Here is a 13,724-nt window from a genome sequence, read left to right on the forward strand (position 1 = left end):
CAGGCAAGGCACTCCGCCGCATTTAGACCCCGTGCCGCCGACCCACGTGAATAGCCGAGGCTAAGCGGTATACCGAGGAGTTCAAGCGGGACGCGGTCGCGCTGGTGCGCTCCTCGCCGGAGCGGACCGTCACCGAGATCGCGCGGGAGCTCGGGGTCAGCCCGGAAGGGCTGCGCGGTTGGGTCAACCGCGATGGGGCCGACCGGGGCGAGGGCCGGCCTGGGGAACTGACCAGCACCGAACGTGAGGAGCTGAAGCGACTGCGCAAGCAGACCGCCGAGCAGCAGAAGACGATCGAGATCCTCCGCAAGGCGGCCGCCTATTTCGCCACGGAGACGATACGGTGATCCGCTTCCGTTTCGTTGAGGATCACCACGATGCCTGGGGCGTCAAGCGGATCTGTCGAGTGCTGGAGATCTCCCGCTCCTCCTTCTATGCGTGGCGGGCGGGTAGGCCTGCCGCCGAGGCCCGCGCCCGGGAGGAGGACGTCCTGGCCGGGGAGATCGCCGAGATCCACCGCGACTCCATGGGGGCCTACGGTGTCCCGCGGGTGCACGCCACCCTGCGCCGCAGCGGGCGGGCGGTCAATCGCAAGAAGGTGGAGCGGATCATGCGAGAACGCCGGATCCGCGGCATCACACGGCGTCGGCGCCGCAGCCTGACCAAGGCCGACACCACGGCTGCGCCGGCGCCGGACCTGATCGCCCGCGACTTCACCGCGAAGCGGCCCGGCACGAGACTGGTCGGCGACATCACCTACCTGCCCACCGCCCAGGGCTGGTACTACCTCGCCACCGCCATCGACCTGGCGACCCGCGAGGTGCTCGGCTGGTCCATGGCTGACCACCACCGCGCCGATCTGGTCATCGACGCCCTGCGCATGGCCCACGCCCGCGGCGACTTGGAGGAGGACTGTATCTTCCACAGCGATCGCGGCAGTGAGCTTAGGTTCAAGGGGTCGTAGCAACACCGTCCTAGGAAACTAAGTGGTCGACGTCGTAAGTTCGTCGGGGGTTAGTCGGTGGTCCAGGCGGTCGGGTCGTTGAGGTAGAGGCCGCAGGCGCAGTCGAGGGCTTCTTCTGCGGTGCCGGCAGAGTTGCCGGTGGGCAGGAACGAGTCTTCGTATTTGTCTTTGCTGGCAAGGTAGATGGCGAAGCCCCACTGGTTGGCGTAGCCGCCGTAGCGGAGCCTGCATAGCGGCTGGGTGGTGCCGTCGGGGAGTTGGCCGGTGATGTAGGCGAAACTGCCGTGGAAGCGGACATCGACGCTTGTGAGGGCGGGCCAGCGTTCACGGGCACGGGCGTGGACCCGGTAGGACAGTGACGCTTTGGTCGATTCCGGCGGTGTCGGCATGGGATCTATCGTGCCGTAGCCGCTTGTTTCGTCGTGCCCGGCGTGTCGTACCAGCTCACGCACCCGTCCCTGCAACATGATCGACGAATTCTGTTGTCGATCACGAAGTGGCTCCTCATCGTGGGTGTTTCCCAGGCCGTGCAGATCCGGCTGTCCGCCTCAGAACGTAAACGGTTGAGGAAGATCGCGCGTGGCCATAGGAGCCCGGTCAGGGAGAAGCTGCGCGCCCAGATCGTGTTGGATGCTGCCCGAGGGCTACCCAATACTGTCATCGCCCACAGGTGCGGGGTGGTGGAGGACACGGTACGCAAGTGGCGTGGCCGGTTCGCGGCGGACAGGCTGGAAGGGTTGAAGGACCTGCCACGCTCGGGTCGTCCACCCTCGTTCACGCCGGTGCAGGTTGTCGAGGTCAAAGCACTCGCCTGCCAGATACCCGCTGATGCTGATGTGCCGCTGGCCCGGTGGAGCTGTCCGGAGCTGGCCCGCCACGTCGTCGCCGCCGGTGTCGTGGAGTCGATCTCGACCTCGACCCTGCGGCGCTGGCTTAGGGCTGATGCGATCAAACCCTGGCAGTACAGGTCGTGGATCTTCCCCCGCGACCCCGATTTTGCGGCCAAGGCGGGCCGGGTGCTCGACCTGTACGCCGGCATCTGGGAAGGCGAGTCATTGGGCGTGGACGAGTATGTGATCTCTTCTGATGAGAAGACCTCGATCCAGGCCCGCTGCCGCTGCCACCCCAGCCTGCCACCGGGAACGGCCCGCATGATGCGCATCAACCACGACTACGAACGCGGCGGGGCACTGGCCTATCTGGCCGCTTACGACATCGAGGGGGCACGCGTGTTTGGCCGCTGCGAACCCTCGACCGGGATCGAACCGTTCATGGTGCTGGTTGAGCAGGTGATGACCCAGGAACCGTACGTGTCGGCGAAGAGGGTGTTCTGGGTTGTCGACAACGGCTCCTCTCACCGCGGCAAGAAAGCGATCGAACGGCTGACGAAACGGTTCTCCAACGCGGTCATGGTGCACACCCCAGTACACGCCTCATGGCTGAACCAGATCGAGATCTACTTCTCTGTCGTACAACGCAAAGTCGTCACACCCAACGACTTCACCGACCTGGCCGAAGTCGAAGACCGCCTACTGACATTCGAAAAACGCTACAACGCCACCGCCAGGCCATTCCGATGGAAGTTCACCAGAAACGACCTCGACGATCTACTCACCAGAATCGACCGGCACCAGGCAGCCGAACCAGCCCTCACCGAGGCAGCCTGACCAACCCCCGACGAACTTACGAGGGACTATACAAATAACGGCTGATCGACCGATCAAGGGAGAGAGGCCAGATGACGATGGAGACCACTTCGGAGCAGGAGCCGGCCGGTGGGTCGGTGGGTAGTGCGGTCACGGATGAGCAGTTGATTGCGATGCTGGTCGATCGGGCTCGTGGTGACGGGCTGAAGCTGACCGGCGAGGGTGGGCTGCTGCAGCAGCTGACGAAGCGGGTCCTGGAGTCCGCGCTGGATGGTGAGATCACCGACCACGTCGGCTATGACAAGCACGATCCGGCTGGTCGTGGCAACGGGAACACGCGTAACGGCAGCCGGACCAAGACGGTGCTGACCGATGTCGGCCCGGTTGAGGTTCGGGTTCCGCGAGACGCGGTGGGCACGTTCGAGCCGCAGATCGTACGTAAGCGGCAGCGGCGCCTGACGGGGGTCGACGACATGGTGTTGTCGTTGTCGGCCAAGGGCCTGACCCACGGCGAGATCGCTGCGCACCTGGCTGAGGTCTACGGGGCTGAGGTGTCGAAGCAGACGATCTCCACCATCACCGACAAGGTGATGGACGGCATGGCCGAGTGGCAGAACCGGCCGCTGGACCGGGTGTATCCGGTCGTGTTCATCGATGCTATCAACGTCAAGATCAGGGACGGGCAGGTCGCGAACCGGCCGATCTACCTCGCGATGGCGGTCACCGTCGATGGCCACCGCGACATCCTCGGCATCTGGGCCGGCGACGGCGGCGAAGGTGCGAAGCACTGGCTTCACGTGCTGACCGAGCTGAAGAACCGCGGCGTCCAGGACGTGCTGATGCTGGTCTGTGACGGGCTCAAGGGCCTGCCCGAGGCGGTCGAGACGGTGTGGCCGCGCACGATCGTGCAGACGTGTGTGGTGCATCTGCTGCGCAACTCGTTCCGCTATGCCGCGAGGCAGGACTGGGACAAGATCGCCAAAGCGCTGCGACCTGTCTACACCGCGGCCACGGAGGACGCGGCGACCGAGCGGTTCTTGGAGTTCGCCGAGACATGGGGCAAGAAGTATCCGGCGATCGTGAAGCTGTGGGAGGACGCCTGGGCTGAGTTCGCCCCGTTCCTGGCCTTCGATGTCGAGATCCGCAAGGTCATCTGCTCCACGAACGCGATCGAGTCCGTCAACGCCCGCATCCGCAAAGCCGTGCGAGCTCGTGGCCACTTTCCGAACGAGGCCGCTGCGCTCAAGTGCGTCTACATGGCGTTGATGAGCCTCGACCCGACCGCCGCCGGCGCTGGACCATGCGCTGGAAGGCACCCCTAAACGCCTTCCAGATCGCCTTTGAAGGCCGGCTCGCCCCGGCCAACGACTGACCACCTCAACAACCAAGATCAGCCGTTAACTTGACAGACCCTCTCCGAGGTGTGTTGCGACGACCACTGGAATCCGCCGAGTACACCTCGCGCGAGTTCCGCAGCGAGATAGACAAGCTGACCATGCGCCAGAGCATGGGTCGAGTCGGATCGTGCTACGAGGTGAGTCAGCGGCGGGAGTTTCACCCGCCGCTGCTCTCAGAACCCGGCGTGACAGTCTCCCGTCACCGGGCTCCCATCGTCGAACCAGTAGGCATCGCGCCGTGTTTCCAGTAAGCGAACATCGCCGGGAAGGCTGACGCTATCTCGGCCAGTTTCCGGCGAGTTTTACCCTTGGCACGGCGCAGTCGCTTGTATTTCCGCATCGCCCACTTCACGAGGAAGGGATTGATCTGCTGCTCTAGGAAGTGCATCAACCTGGACTTGTAGAAGCGCCCATAGTAGTTGATCCACCCCGATACGATGGGATTGACCATCGCGGCGAGGCCCCGAAAACTCAGACTGGTCCTGCGACCCAGCTTCCACTGCCGGATGACCCGCGCCATCGACTTCAACGCAGCCTTGCCGACGAGCGGGACGAACCCGCACATCAGTACGCCGTCACGGCGACGGATAGGGGCGCGACGAAAATCGAAGCCCAGGAACGTGAAGCTCGTCACCGGGTACTCCTCATCTCGCCCCTCCTGCTTGCAGTAGACGATGCGGGTCTTGTCCGGGTGACAGACCAACCCGAACTCCAGCAACCGTTCGGCAACAACATGGCGAATGAACTTCGCTTGCCGCTGGCTGTAACAGTGCAGGACAACGTCGTCGCAGTACCTCTCGAACCGCACCACCGGATACTTCCTGGCCAGCCAGGAGTCCAACGCGTAGTGCAGGAAGAGATTCGACAACAATGGTGAGATTGCCGATCCTTGTGGAGTTCCCTTGACGGGAACGACACGACTACCGTCTGGCTGCTGAACCGGCGCGACAAGCCACCGTTTCACATACAGCACAACCCACGGCAGGTCGATGTGTTTCTCCACCGCGGCGACGATCTGGGCGTGCGGAACGTTGTCGAAGAAACCCTGGATGTCCAGATCGACCACCCATGGGCGTCTCCAGCACCGCTGCTTGCACACCTCCACCGCGTCCAGCGCAGACTTCCCTGGACGATAACCGTAGGAATCGGAGTTGAACACGGGGCCCACGTCCGGCTCCAGGATCATCGCCACGGCCGTCTGCGCTATCCGGTCGGCGATAATGGGCACTCCGAGGATCCGTGTGCCACCATCCGGCTTCGGGCTGGGAACGGCCTTTACCGGCGCTGGGAAATAACTCCCCGACGACATCCTGTTCCAGAGCTTGAACAGATTGTTTTGAAGGTCCTCTTCAAACTCTGCCAACGACTGCCCGTCGACCCCTGCCACACCCTTGTTGTCACTGACTTTCAGGTATGCTTTCCATATCAGCGTTCTCGGAATGTCAAACGACTTACCTGCTGATCTTGTCTCGCCCACGCAATTCCTCCCGTGCTTGGTTGATCGCTGGACGACACTCGACGACACGTCTCCTTCGCTCCGCGCCCATTACGGGCGCTTCATCACTACTACGAGACGTTCCGCCCTCCTGGCACGTGCCCGGTACTCTGCGGCTCGCGGATTAGCCGCTTGCCGATCTCCCGGTGGGTTCCTGCTCCAATCCGCTGGAACCCGTGTCGTGCCGAGGAGTTCTCCTGTTCCGTTGCAGAGCCCAAGCCAAACTCGCGCCATCTTCATGCCGGGCACCGCCAGAGCAGTAGACAGGTTTCCCTCTGACTTATCCCAGGACAGCATTAAGGCCCTAGTTTTGATGCCACCTGGCTTAACGACACGTCGTCGATGGTTCACTCTCGTTCGCCTTCTTGGCTCATACCTGCCGCCTCTCACGACGGCTTTTCCACGGACGTTCACCACCATGACTCATTCACCACAGCAGCTCGTGGCGGTTTGGCACCAGTACCTGTATACCGATACCGAAGGACCTACCTTCATCTCTGCAACAGCATGGTCACTGCCGATCATTCTGCCTTCTACAACAGAAACCCTCAGCTCCCTTCAGGACACACCAACGCTGCCGCCGAGAGTTTCTTCGCACTCCTGAAAGCAGAGATCGGGACCGAGGTCTGGCTCAGCAAGGAAGCTGCCCGCGCCGACGTGTTCACCTTCATCGAGGTGAACTACAACCGCCGAAGGCTCCGCAAGGACCCCGAACTGGGCTACGTCACACCGCTCGAAGCACGCCTCAGATACAGTCCACACACAACCCTTGCCGCGTAGAAGTTGAGTGTCCACTCCGCGGGGGGAACTTCACCGGGAGTAATCCCGGAACCGCGCTCCATGCCGACCCCACCACGACGTGGAGCTCATGGATGGGTCCGGCAGGCGCCTCGCCAAGGCGCGGCTGCCCGAAGGAGTGGCCGGGATGGCGCGGCTGCACGCGATGATCGGCGAGCGGGTCGGGGAGGACGCCGAGGAGTCCCTCGAGCAGGTGGTGATCGGGATCGAGACCGACCGGGGCCCGTGGGTGCAGGCGCTGATCGCGGCCGGGTACCGGGTGTATGCGGTGAATCCGTTGCAGGCTTCCAGGTACCGAGAACGGCACGGGGTCTCCGGCGCCAAAAGCGACGGGGCTGACGCGCACATGCTGGCGGACATGGTGCGCACCGATTCCCATCAGCTGCGTCCGGTGGCCGGCGACTCGGCCCAGGCGGCGGCGATCAAGGTGGTGGCCCGTGCCCACAAGAACATGATCTGGGAACGGACCCGGCACATGCAGCGGCTGCGGCACGCCCTGCGGGACTACTTCCCGGCAGCACTGGAGGCGTTCGAAGAGTTGACCGCGCTCGATGCGCTGGAACTCCTTGCCAAGGCACCAGACCCCGCGTCGGCGGCGAAACTGTCGCTCACCCAGATCCGGGCGGCGCTCAAGCGGGCCGGTCGCCGCGGCGACATCGACGCCAAGGCGAATAAGATCCAGGCCGCCCTGCGCGTCGAGCACCTCGCCCAGCCCGCCGTGGTGGCACAGGCCTACGCGGCCACCGTCCGCGCCGCCGTGGCTGTCCTGGGCACGCTGAATGAGCAGATCAAGACCCTGCAAGGGCAGGTGGAGGAACATTTTGGCGAGCCCGGACTAGGACCGATTCTCGGCGCCCGGGTGCTCGCCGAGTTCGGCGACGACCAGCACCGCTACGCCAGTGCCAAGGCACGCAAGAACTACGCCGGCACCAGCCCTATCACCCGCGCCTCGGGCAAGAAGGAGGTCGTCGCCGCCCGCTACGTCCACAACGACAGGCTCGTCGACGCGCTGGTCAGCCAGGTCGTCCCCGCCATGGTCGTCTCGCCCGGTGTGCGAGCACTCTACGACGAACTGCGAGCCCGCGACATCGACCACTTCACAGCCTGCCGACACCTCGCCAACCGCCTCGTCGGCATCCTGCACGGCTGCCTCAAAACCCGCACCCTCTACAACGAGAAAACCGCCTGGTCACACCGATCGCCAAAACCAGAGACCTCTGCGGCTGCCGCTTGACATTCAAGCTCCAGGGATGTCTTTCAGCAACAGGACGGGTTGGTCGCACTTCTCATCCTGCCGCCAGGCGATCTACCCCTCCCTCACACCCCACCCAGCGTCAACAACTAGCCATGCCCGGAGCCCCTGGGCTCTCCGATCGTACGAAGGACCAGAGCAACCGTTGCTAGAAGGTAGGACCTCATGAGCCAGTTCCAGGTCAGCGAGACGGCGCCGGAGGTTGTCCGCAGCCCGTCGCGTCGCGCCGGAGCACCCATCTCCGTGGGGTCTTTGCAGGGTCGCGAGACTCCCGCGATCGATCGAGCGGTCCGTCGAACGGGCAGCGCTGGCCGACCTGATGACTCCCTGCGACGCGTTCTCGGTGAGGACGTGGTGGGTACCTGGCGGCTCGACCCAGTTCTCGCCTTGGCGGTAGGTGTCCACGGGCTTGTCGTCGAGATAACAAATTCTTCTGTCGAATCAGCCATCTGCCGCCCTTTGGTCGCTGGCGGCCTTGGCCGAACTGGCCTGGGGCTTCGACTCACACATCTGATCCTGTCGTCAAATGGTCCTTTGCCGACAGGAACCCGGTCCGCCGATCTAATGCGAGCCGATCAGAGTTGACGACAGGGTTTGACGACAGGTAAACCCGCGGATGTCGGCGATCAACGGATGAAGGGAGACAGCCACGGTCATGGCGGATCTGGTCTACACGCGGATCTCCACCCGACGAGCAGAGCAGCCAGCGGCAGACTCACCTACTTTCTGAGGCCGGGCTCACCGACGGCACTGCGGGCGTGCGGTTCTTCTGCGACCCGGCAACCTCCTCGAAGACCCCGGCGCTGGAGCGTGCCGGTTTTCCGGGAGCTTTCCCGCTTCACCTGGCCCAACGACCGGCTCACCGTCTCCGAGCTGTACCGGCTGTGCCGGGACCTGGCCGACATCCTCGCCGTCCGAGCCTGGTGCCAGCAGCACGAGGTGAAACTGCGGGTGCTGTCCGGTGCCCTGTCAAAACATCACCGACCTGGCCGCCACCGACGCGACCACCACCACCATGCTGGTGAACGTGCTCATCTCGGTCGGGCAGTTCCAAGGCGTTTTTCCGCCAGAACTACGGGAACCCCAGAACGCGAGGACGACCCCGGATGAGGGGCAGGGCAATGGCTGCCGGCGGCAGCAGCTCGACGGCGACGATGGCGGTCAGCACGCCCCCGGCGAGTTGCAGCGCGCCACTCACGACCCAGTTGGACAGCGTCAACAGCTCGGCCAGGACAGCGCCGACCGCAGTGATGATTGCTGCTACGACGGCGATCCCCAGGACCTGGACTACGTTGCCCACCCGCCGACGGTAGTGCCGTCGAGGCACCACACAGGTGGTTCGACATGAAGACAAGCCCCTGAGCGGCCCGGGGCTGGCGCAGACCCGTTCCCCATCGAGCATCGACACCGATAGGAACAGTGGGCCGGGCTCGACGCCATGCAGCTCGAGCCACTCCCCCAGCGTCGAGCATGCGGTACGGATGCTGCGGCTGCGGCTGCATTTGTCCCGTACGAAGTGAAGCGCCTGCCTGGATCTGGAGGCCTGAGCCGCCACGCCGTGACTTGCCCGACGACCGTTGGTACGTTCGTGTTGGCGGCCCCGGTTTGAGACGCACCCGGGGCCGCGCCACTTCCATCGAACACGCGTTCGAGCCACAATGCGGATGTGGGACAGCAACGCAGGCATAGTCACGGGATCGACGGCTACGAGCTTTCGAACCTCGGGCAGCGCGAGGCGCTGGAGGACGCCGTGCAGGCGATCTGCGAGGACATGTGCCAGACCGGCCGGGCGGGGATCTACTCCGGGGACGGGCAGTGGCGTGGCTAGGCCCTTGCTGTTCACGGGTTGAGGTGACACCTCGCTGGTCTGGGCGGGGTCACGGGTGGGAGCCTCTGGTTGCTCTCTTCGACCAGGAAGGATCCCTCATCCCGTGACCCCTGCTCATATCATCCATGGTCGCCGTGTGCGGTTGATCGAGTACGCCGCCCAGGTCGGCGTGGCTCAGGCGTGTCGGGTGTTTGGTGTGTCTCGCCAGACCTACTACCGGTGGGTGCGCCGGGCCGAGCAGTACGGCCTGGCCGCGTTGATGCCCAAGCCCCGCCGCTCCCCACTGCAACCGAACGCGATGTCCGCCCAGGAAGTCTCGGCCATCCTCGCGGTGGCGGTGGCCCACCCGACCCTGGGCGCACGGCAGCCGCTGCGGCACCTGGCCGCCCAGGGTGTGCACCGCTCCGCCTCAGGGGTGCAGAAAGTGCTGGCCCGCCACCATCTGGCCACCCGACGCCAGCGGGTCGCCGCGCTGGCATCGATCACCGCCGCCACGACCGGGCTGGTCACCGACGCCGCCAAGGACGGCCCGTTCGGCTTCTGCCAGTACGCCTCCCGCCCCGGCCAGGTCGTGGCGCTGGACACCTTCTACGTCGGCAAACTCAAAGGCGTCGGCGCGATCTGGCAGCTCACCGCGGTCGATGTCGCCACCCGCTGGGCCGTCGTGGCGTTGATCGTCGGTGACAAGAACACCCAGGCCACCAAGGCGTTCATCGACCACCTCCGCACCGCCCTGCGCAAGGTCGGAGTGAGATTGGACGGGGTGCTCACCGACAACGGGCCCGAGTTCACCGGCGTCGCCTTCCGTGACCACCTCGCCGGGCTGAACATCCACCATCACCGCATCCCGCCCCGATCCCCGAACCACAACGCGGTCTGCGAACGGTTCCAAGGCACCGTCCTGGCCGAGTTCTACCGACCGTTCTTCCACCGCGCCCGCATCGACCGCTTGGCCGACCTCGACACCGGGCTCCAGGCATGGGTGGATGACTACAACCGCCACCGACCCAACCACGGCCACTACATGAACGGGCGCACCCCAGCCCAAACCCTCCGACAGACCAAACGAACAATGCGCAAGACTGCCGCCTAACAACACAACCCGAGGCAACCACCTGTCACCTCAACCCGTAGGCAGCAAGGGCTAGGCGGGGGACAAGCTGCTGGCGCCGATGCTGCAGGGGTCCGGACCGGGTGCACCGTGGTGAGCGTGTTGACAGCGCTGACACGATCGTCTTCGCCGGCAAGGGGGCAACCAGCGGTTCCAGGACGAACGTCTGCCGGATCTCCTGGATCATCCGTCCATACCACCAGCGCTCGGGGCCGTCTGCGTGGTGGAGTAACCGACGGAGTGTGTGAAGACACGCTCACGGGTGTTTAGGTGAGGCCGCCGGCATCGTGGGCAAAAGCGCCCTGTGTGGGCAGAAGCGCCCGCCTCTGCCAGCGTTGGCGGCGGGCGCCCTCTGCCCCACCGGACCCTCGAGCGTCTGTCACTCCGCTTGAGGGCCCACGCCTGCGCAGGTGGCCGACCCCCCGTCGTCTCCTGTCGCGCACAAAGAAGGATGCCCCGGTCTCCTCAACCGAGGAGACCGGGGCATCCCTTCTCACGTGGACACCTGTCAGGCTACCCACCGACCACGCCCGACTTCAGCCAATGGTGGCGGCCGGTGTGCGTCGCTGTCTTGGAGGACGCGCACACCGGCCGCCTACGAAACGGTGCGGGATGCGCTAGGGGGTCAACAAGCCCAGGCGCGTCGGACGAGTCCGCACCGCTTGCGGACTGACCTGGCTCCATACAACGCTCACGCCAAGGGGAGCGCCCAGATCAGCCGTCTCTGGATCCACCGAGGGGTTCTGTCCTCACCCACACCATAGGCCTCCGGCACCCGTGCGCGACAGGTGAGGATAGGACCTCCGCGAGAAGGACTTATGGCCGAGATCGACACGGCGGAGCGACCGATCTCACACGACATCCACGCGAGCCCATACTGAGCTACTGGACCCGGGAGTTTCGTTACGCGGGTCGAGCAGGGCCTCGTGGGCGTTGAGGGGGCGATTGGACGACAGCACCTGAAATCCGGAGGCACCGCCTTCATCCCAGGCTAGGAAGGCCAGGCGCTCCGTGGCCAGCAAGAGTTCGTCAGACCAGGTATGCGTAAGAGTAATGGCTCGGCGACGCCTCGCTCGGCTACACCCAGTCGGCGGTGTCCCGCCAGGTCGCCTCACTCGACCGCGCGGGCGGCACTCCCCTGCTGGAACGCCACCACAACGGAGTACGCACGACGCCAGCGGGGCAAGGCCGCGGTAGTCAGGGCAGGCGTGGTCAGGGCAGGCGGGCCGGTTCGCGACCTGCCCGTCCCTGATCTTGACGTTGATAGCATCGATGAACACGACCGGATACACCCGGTCCAGCGGCCGGTTCTGCCACTCGGCCATGCCGTCCATCACCTTGTCGGTGATGGTGGAGATCGTCTGCTTCGACACCTCAGCCCCGTAGACCTCAGCCAGGTGCGCAGCGATCTCGCCGTGGGTCAGGCCCTTGGCCGACAACGACAACACCATGTCGTCGACCCCCGTCAGGCGCCGCTGCCGCTTACGTACGATCTGCGGCTCGAACGTGCCCACCGCGTCTCGCGGAACCCGAACCTCAACCGGGCCGACATCGGTCAGCACCGTCTTGGTCCGGCTGCCGTTACGCGTGTTCCCGTTGCCACGACCAGCCGGATCGTGCTTGTCATAGCCGACGTGGTCGGTGATCTCACCATCCAGCGCGGACTCCAGGACCCGCTTCGTCAGCTGCTGCAGCAGCCCACCCTCGCCGGTCAGCTTCAGCCCGTCACCACGAGCCCGATCGACCAGCATCGCAATCAACTGCTCATCCGTGACCGCACTACCCACCGACCCACCGGCCGGCTCCTGCTCCGAAGTGGTCTCCATCGTCTGATCGGTCGATCAGCCGTTATTTGTACAGTCCCGCAGAGCCGGCCGCCGGCCACGGTGAGGAAGCGCCGGCAGCCGGCGAGCTCGAGCCGGTGGTCGGTGTCGAGGGCGCGGAGCCTGCGGTCGTGTCGCCACTGGTCGGCGCGCGGCCGATGCGCGTGTCCGCGGAGGTGCTCCACGCCGACGATCCCGCGGCCGCGCTCGCGGCCCGGTTCCTCCTCCGCCACCCCAAAGGCACCCGCCGCGTCTACGCCACCGACCTGACCGAGTGGTTCACCTTCTGCCGCGCCCTCGGCGCCCAACCCCTACACGCCAAGCTCGACCACGCCGACGCCTACGCCCTCCACCTCAAAGAAACCCCGCAGCCCAGCGGCCGACCCCTCGCCCCCAGTACCGTGCAGCGCAAACTCTCCGCCGCCTCAAGCTTCTACCGCTACGCCGTCGAAACCCGCATACTCACCGAATCCCCATTCCTCGGCGTCGCCCGCCCCAAGCCACCCAAGGACTCCCCGACCATCGGACTGGACAAGGCCGAGATGCGCCGCCTCCGCGCCGCGGCGATCGCTGATGGCCCCCGCTCCGCCGCGCTGATCCAGCTGCTACTCGCCAACGGACTCCGCATCACCGAGGCGCTCGCCGCCGACGCCGACCAACTCAGCTGGGACCGCGGCCACCGCACCCTCCAACTGACCCGCAAAGGCGGCCTCATCACCCGGGCCCCACTCGCCCCGCCCACCGCCAGGGCCATCGAGCACTACCTTGCCGGCCGCACCACCGGCCCCATCTTCATCACCACCAGCGGCCGCCGCCTCGACCGGCACGCCGCGTACCGGATCATCGGTCGCCTGGCTCGCCAGGCCGAGATCCCCGCCGCCGACGCCATCTCCCCCCACAGCCTGCGGCACAGCTTCGCCACCGCCGCCCTCGATGCCGGCGTCGAACTCCGCGACGTCCAAGACGCCCTCGGTCACGCCGACCCGCGCACCACCCGCCGCTACGACCGCTCCCGCCACAACCTCGACCGCCACGCCACCTACACCGTCACCGCACTCCTGGCCGACAACCAGGACGTCTGAAGGGACAAGTCGGTGTGCGATCGCACGCCCGATCCGCCACGCCGAGCTGGTTGAGAAGTGTGGGCGCCCCCTCTTTCACGAGAAGGGTTTGCTCCGACGCCCACTTGGGTATAGTTCGCAGCCCTGCGAACTAAGTCGAGGGCGAACCGCAGGTCAGGCCAGTTAGTTCGCAAGTTCGCATAGTTCGCATAGTTCGCAAGCTGAGGACGCGGCGGCCCGCCGGCTAGTCGAAGAGGCGGCGAAGTGGAAGCTACCGGCAGGCGCTACGCACCTGGAAGAGCCATTCTCTGGCAAGGGTCCCGACGGAGCTGGTGTGATGTACGGACCG

The 13,724-nt window shown here is 65.3% G+C and carries 11 protein-coding genes and 2 pseudogenes; 9 read left to right on the forward strand and 4 right to left on the reverse strand.

Annotation, left to right across the window (positions count from 1 at the left end; genetic code table 11):
- Window positions 1-50 precede the first annotated feature (50 nt).
- Together HEB94_RS32990 and HEB94_RS32995 are read left to right on the forward strand one after the other, a co-directional pair.
- Entirely contained in the window at window positions 51-347 is a 297-nt protein-coding gene (locus HEB94_RS32990; protein ID WP_192756815.1) for a transposase, read from the forward strand.
- On the forward strand, window positions 344-964 hold the full coding sequence (locus tag HEB94_RS32995) for an IS3 family transposase (protein ID WP_192752628.1): 621 nt from the start codon (window positions 344-346) through the stop codon (window positions 962-964). Before HEB94_RS32990 ends, HEB94_RS32995 begins: the two co-directional genes overlap by 4 nt.
- Before the next feature lie 50 nt (window positions 965-1,014).
- Here HEB94_RS32995 and HEB94_RS33000 read toward each other — a convergent pair whose 3' ends face one another.
- Complete coding sequence (locus HEB94_RS33000) at window positions 1,015-1,353, reverse strand: hypothetical protein (protein WP_192753464.1); 339 nt, start codon at window positions 1,351-1,353, stop codon at window positions 1,015-1,017.
- A gap of 42 nt (window positions 1,354-1,395) precedes the next feature.
- On the opposite strand from HEB94_RS33000, the gene HEB94_RS33005 reads away from it, so the two are divergent.
- Together HEB94_RS33005 and HEB94_RS33010 are read left to right on the forward strand one after the other, a co-directional pair.
- Window positions 1,396-2,631 carry an IS630 family transposase gene (locus HEB94_RS33005; protein ID WP_202896701.1) on the forward strand — a complete coding sequence of 412 codons (1,236 nt, stop codon included), beginning with the start codon at window positions 1,396-1,398 and terminating at the stop codon, window positions 2,629-2,631.
- A 77-nt stretch (window positions 2,632-2,708) separates the two neighbouring features.
- Window positions 2,709-3,982, forward strand: a pseudogene (locus HEB94_RS33010) (IS256 family transposase).
- Window positions 3,983-4,206: 224 nt separating this feature from the next.
- Here the strand turns inward: HEB94_RS33010 and ltrA are convergent.
- Window positions 4,207-5,484 (reverse strand): group II intron reverse transcriptase/maturase, encoded by a 1,278-nt coding sequence (gene ltrA, locus HEB94_RS33015; protein ID WP_192753465.1) that lies wholly within the window; start codon window positions 5,482-5,484, stop codon window positions 4,207-4,209.
- Between the two features lie 525 nt (window positions 5,485-6,009).
- On the opposite strand from ltrA, the gene HEB94_RS33020 reads away from it, so the two are divergent.
- Complete coding sequence (locus HEB94_RS33020) at window positions 6,010-6,282, forward strand: IS3 family transposase (protein WP_192753466.1); 273 nt, start codon at window positions 6,010-6,012, stop codon at window positions 6,280-6,282.
- 79 nt (window positions 6,283-6,361) lie between these two features.
- Window positions 6,362-7,534 (forward strand): IS110 family transposase, encoded by a 1,173-nt coding sequence (locus HEB94_RS33025; protein WP_337918091.1) that lies wholly within the window; start codon window positions 6,362-6,364, stop codon window positions 7,532-7,534.
- A 1,090-nt stretch (window positions 7,535-8,624) separates the two neighbouring features.
- Here HEB94_RS33025 and HEB94_RS33030 read toward each other — a convergent pair.
- Complete coding sequence (locus tag HEB94_RS33030; protein WP_192753468.1) at window positions 8,625-8,852, reverse strand: ZIP family metal transporter; 228 nt, start codon at window positions 8,850-8,852, stop codon at window positions 8,625-8,627.
- Between the two features lie 366 nt (window positions 8,853-9,218).
- Between HEB94_RS33030 and HEB94_RS33035 the strand changes: the two genes are divergently transcribed.
- Together HEB94_RS33035 and HEB94_RS33040 are read left to right on the forward strand one after the other, a co-directional pair.
- On the forward strand, window positions 9,219-9,380 hold the full coding sequence (locus tag HEB94_RS33035; protein ID WP_192753469.1) for a hypothetical protein: 162 nt from the start codon (window positions 9,219-9,221) through the stop codon (window positions 9,378-9,380).
- 136 nt (window positions 9,381-9,516) lie between these two features.
- The gene (locus tag HEB94_RS33040; RefSeq protein WP_192753470.1) at window positions 9,517-10,473 is read left to right on the forward strand and encodes a DDE-type integrase/transposase/recombinase; all 957 of its coding nucleotides are present in this window, start codon (window positions 9,517-9,519) and stop codon (window positions 10,471-10,473) included.
- Window positions 10,474-11,714: 1,241 nt separating this feature from the next.
- Here the strand turns inward: HEB94_RS33040 and HEB94_RS51465 are convergent.
- Window positions 11,715-12,242 (reverse strand): annotated as a pseudogene (locus HEB94_RS51465) (transposase); the annotation flags it as partial.
- A gap of 101 nt (window positions 12,243-12,343) precedes the next feature.
- Here HEB94_RS51465 and HEB94_RS33055 point away from each other — a divergent pair.
- Window positions 12,344-13,396: a tyrosine-type recombinase/integrase gene (locus HEB94_RS33055; RefSeq protein WP_202896702.1), complete on the forward strand. Its 1,053-nt coding sequence runs from the start codon at window positions 12,344-12,346 to the stop codon at window positions 13,394-13,396.
- Window positions 13,397-13,724: the final 328 nt, after the last annotated feature.

This window comes from Actinopolymorpha pittospori (assembly GCF_014873875.1).
GTDB lineage: Bacteria > Actinomycetota > Actinomycetes > Propionibacteriales > Actinopolymorphaceae > Actinopolymorpha > Actinopolymorpha pittospori.

Coding starts and splice junctions, on each gene's coding strand:
- HEB94_RS33020 (WP_192753466.1), top strand. CDS start 6,010: ATGGTCACTGCCGATCATTCTGCCTTCTACAACAGAAACCCTCAGCTC.
- HEB94_RS33000 (WP_192753464.1), bottom strand. CDS start 1,353: ATGCCGACACCGCCGGAATCGACCAAAGCGTCACTGTCCTACCGGGTC.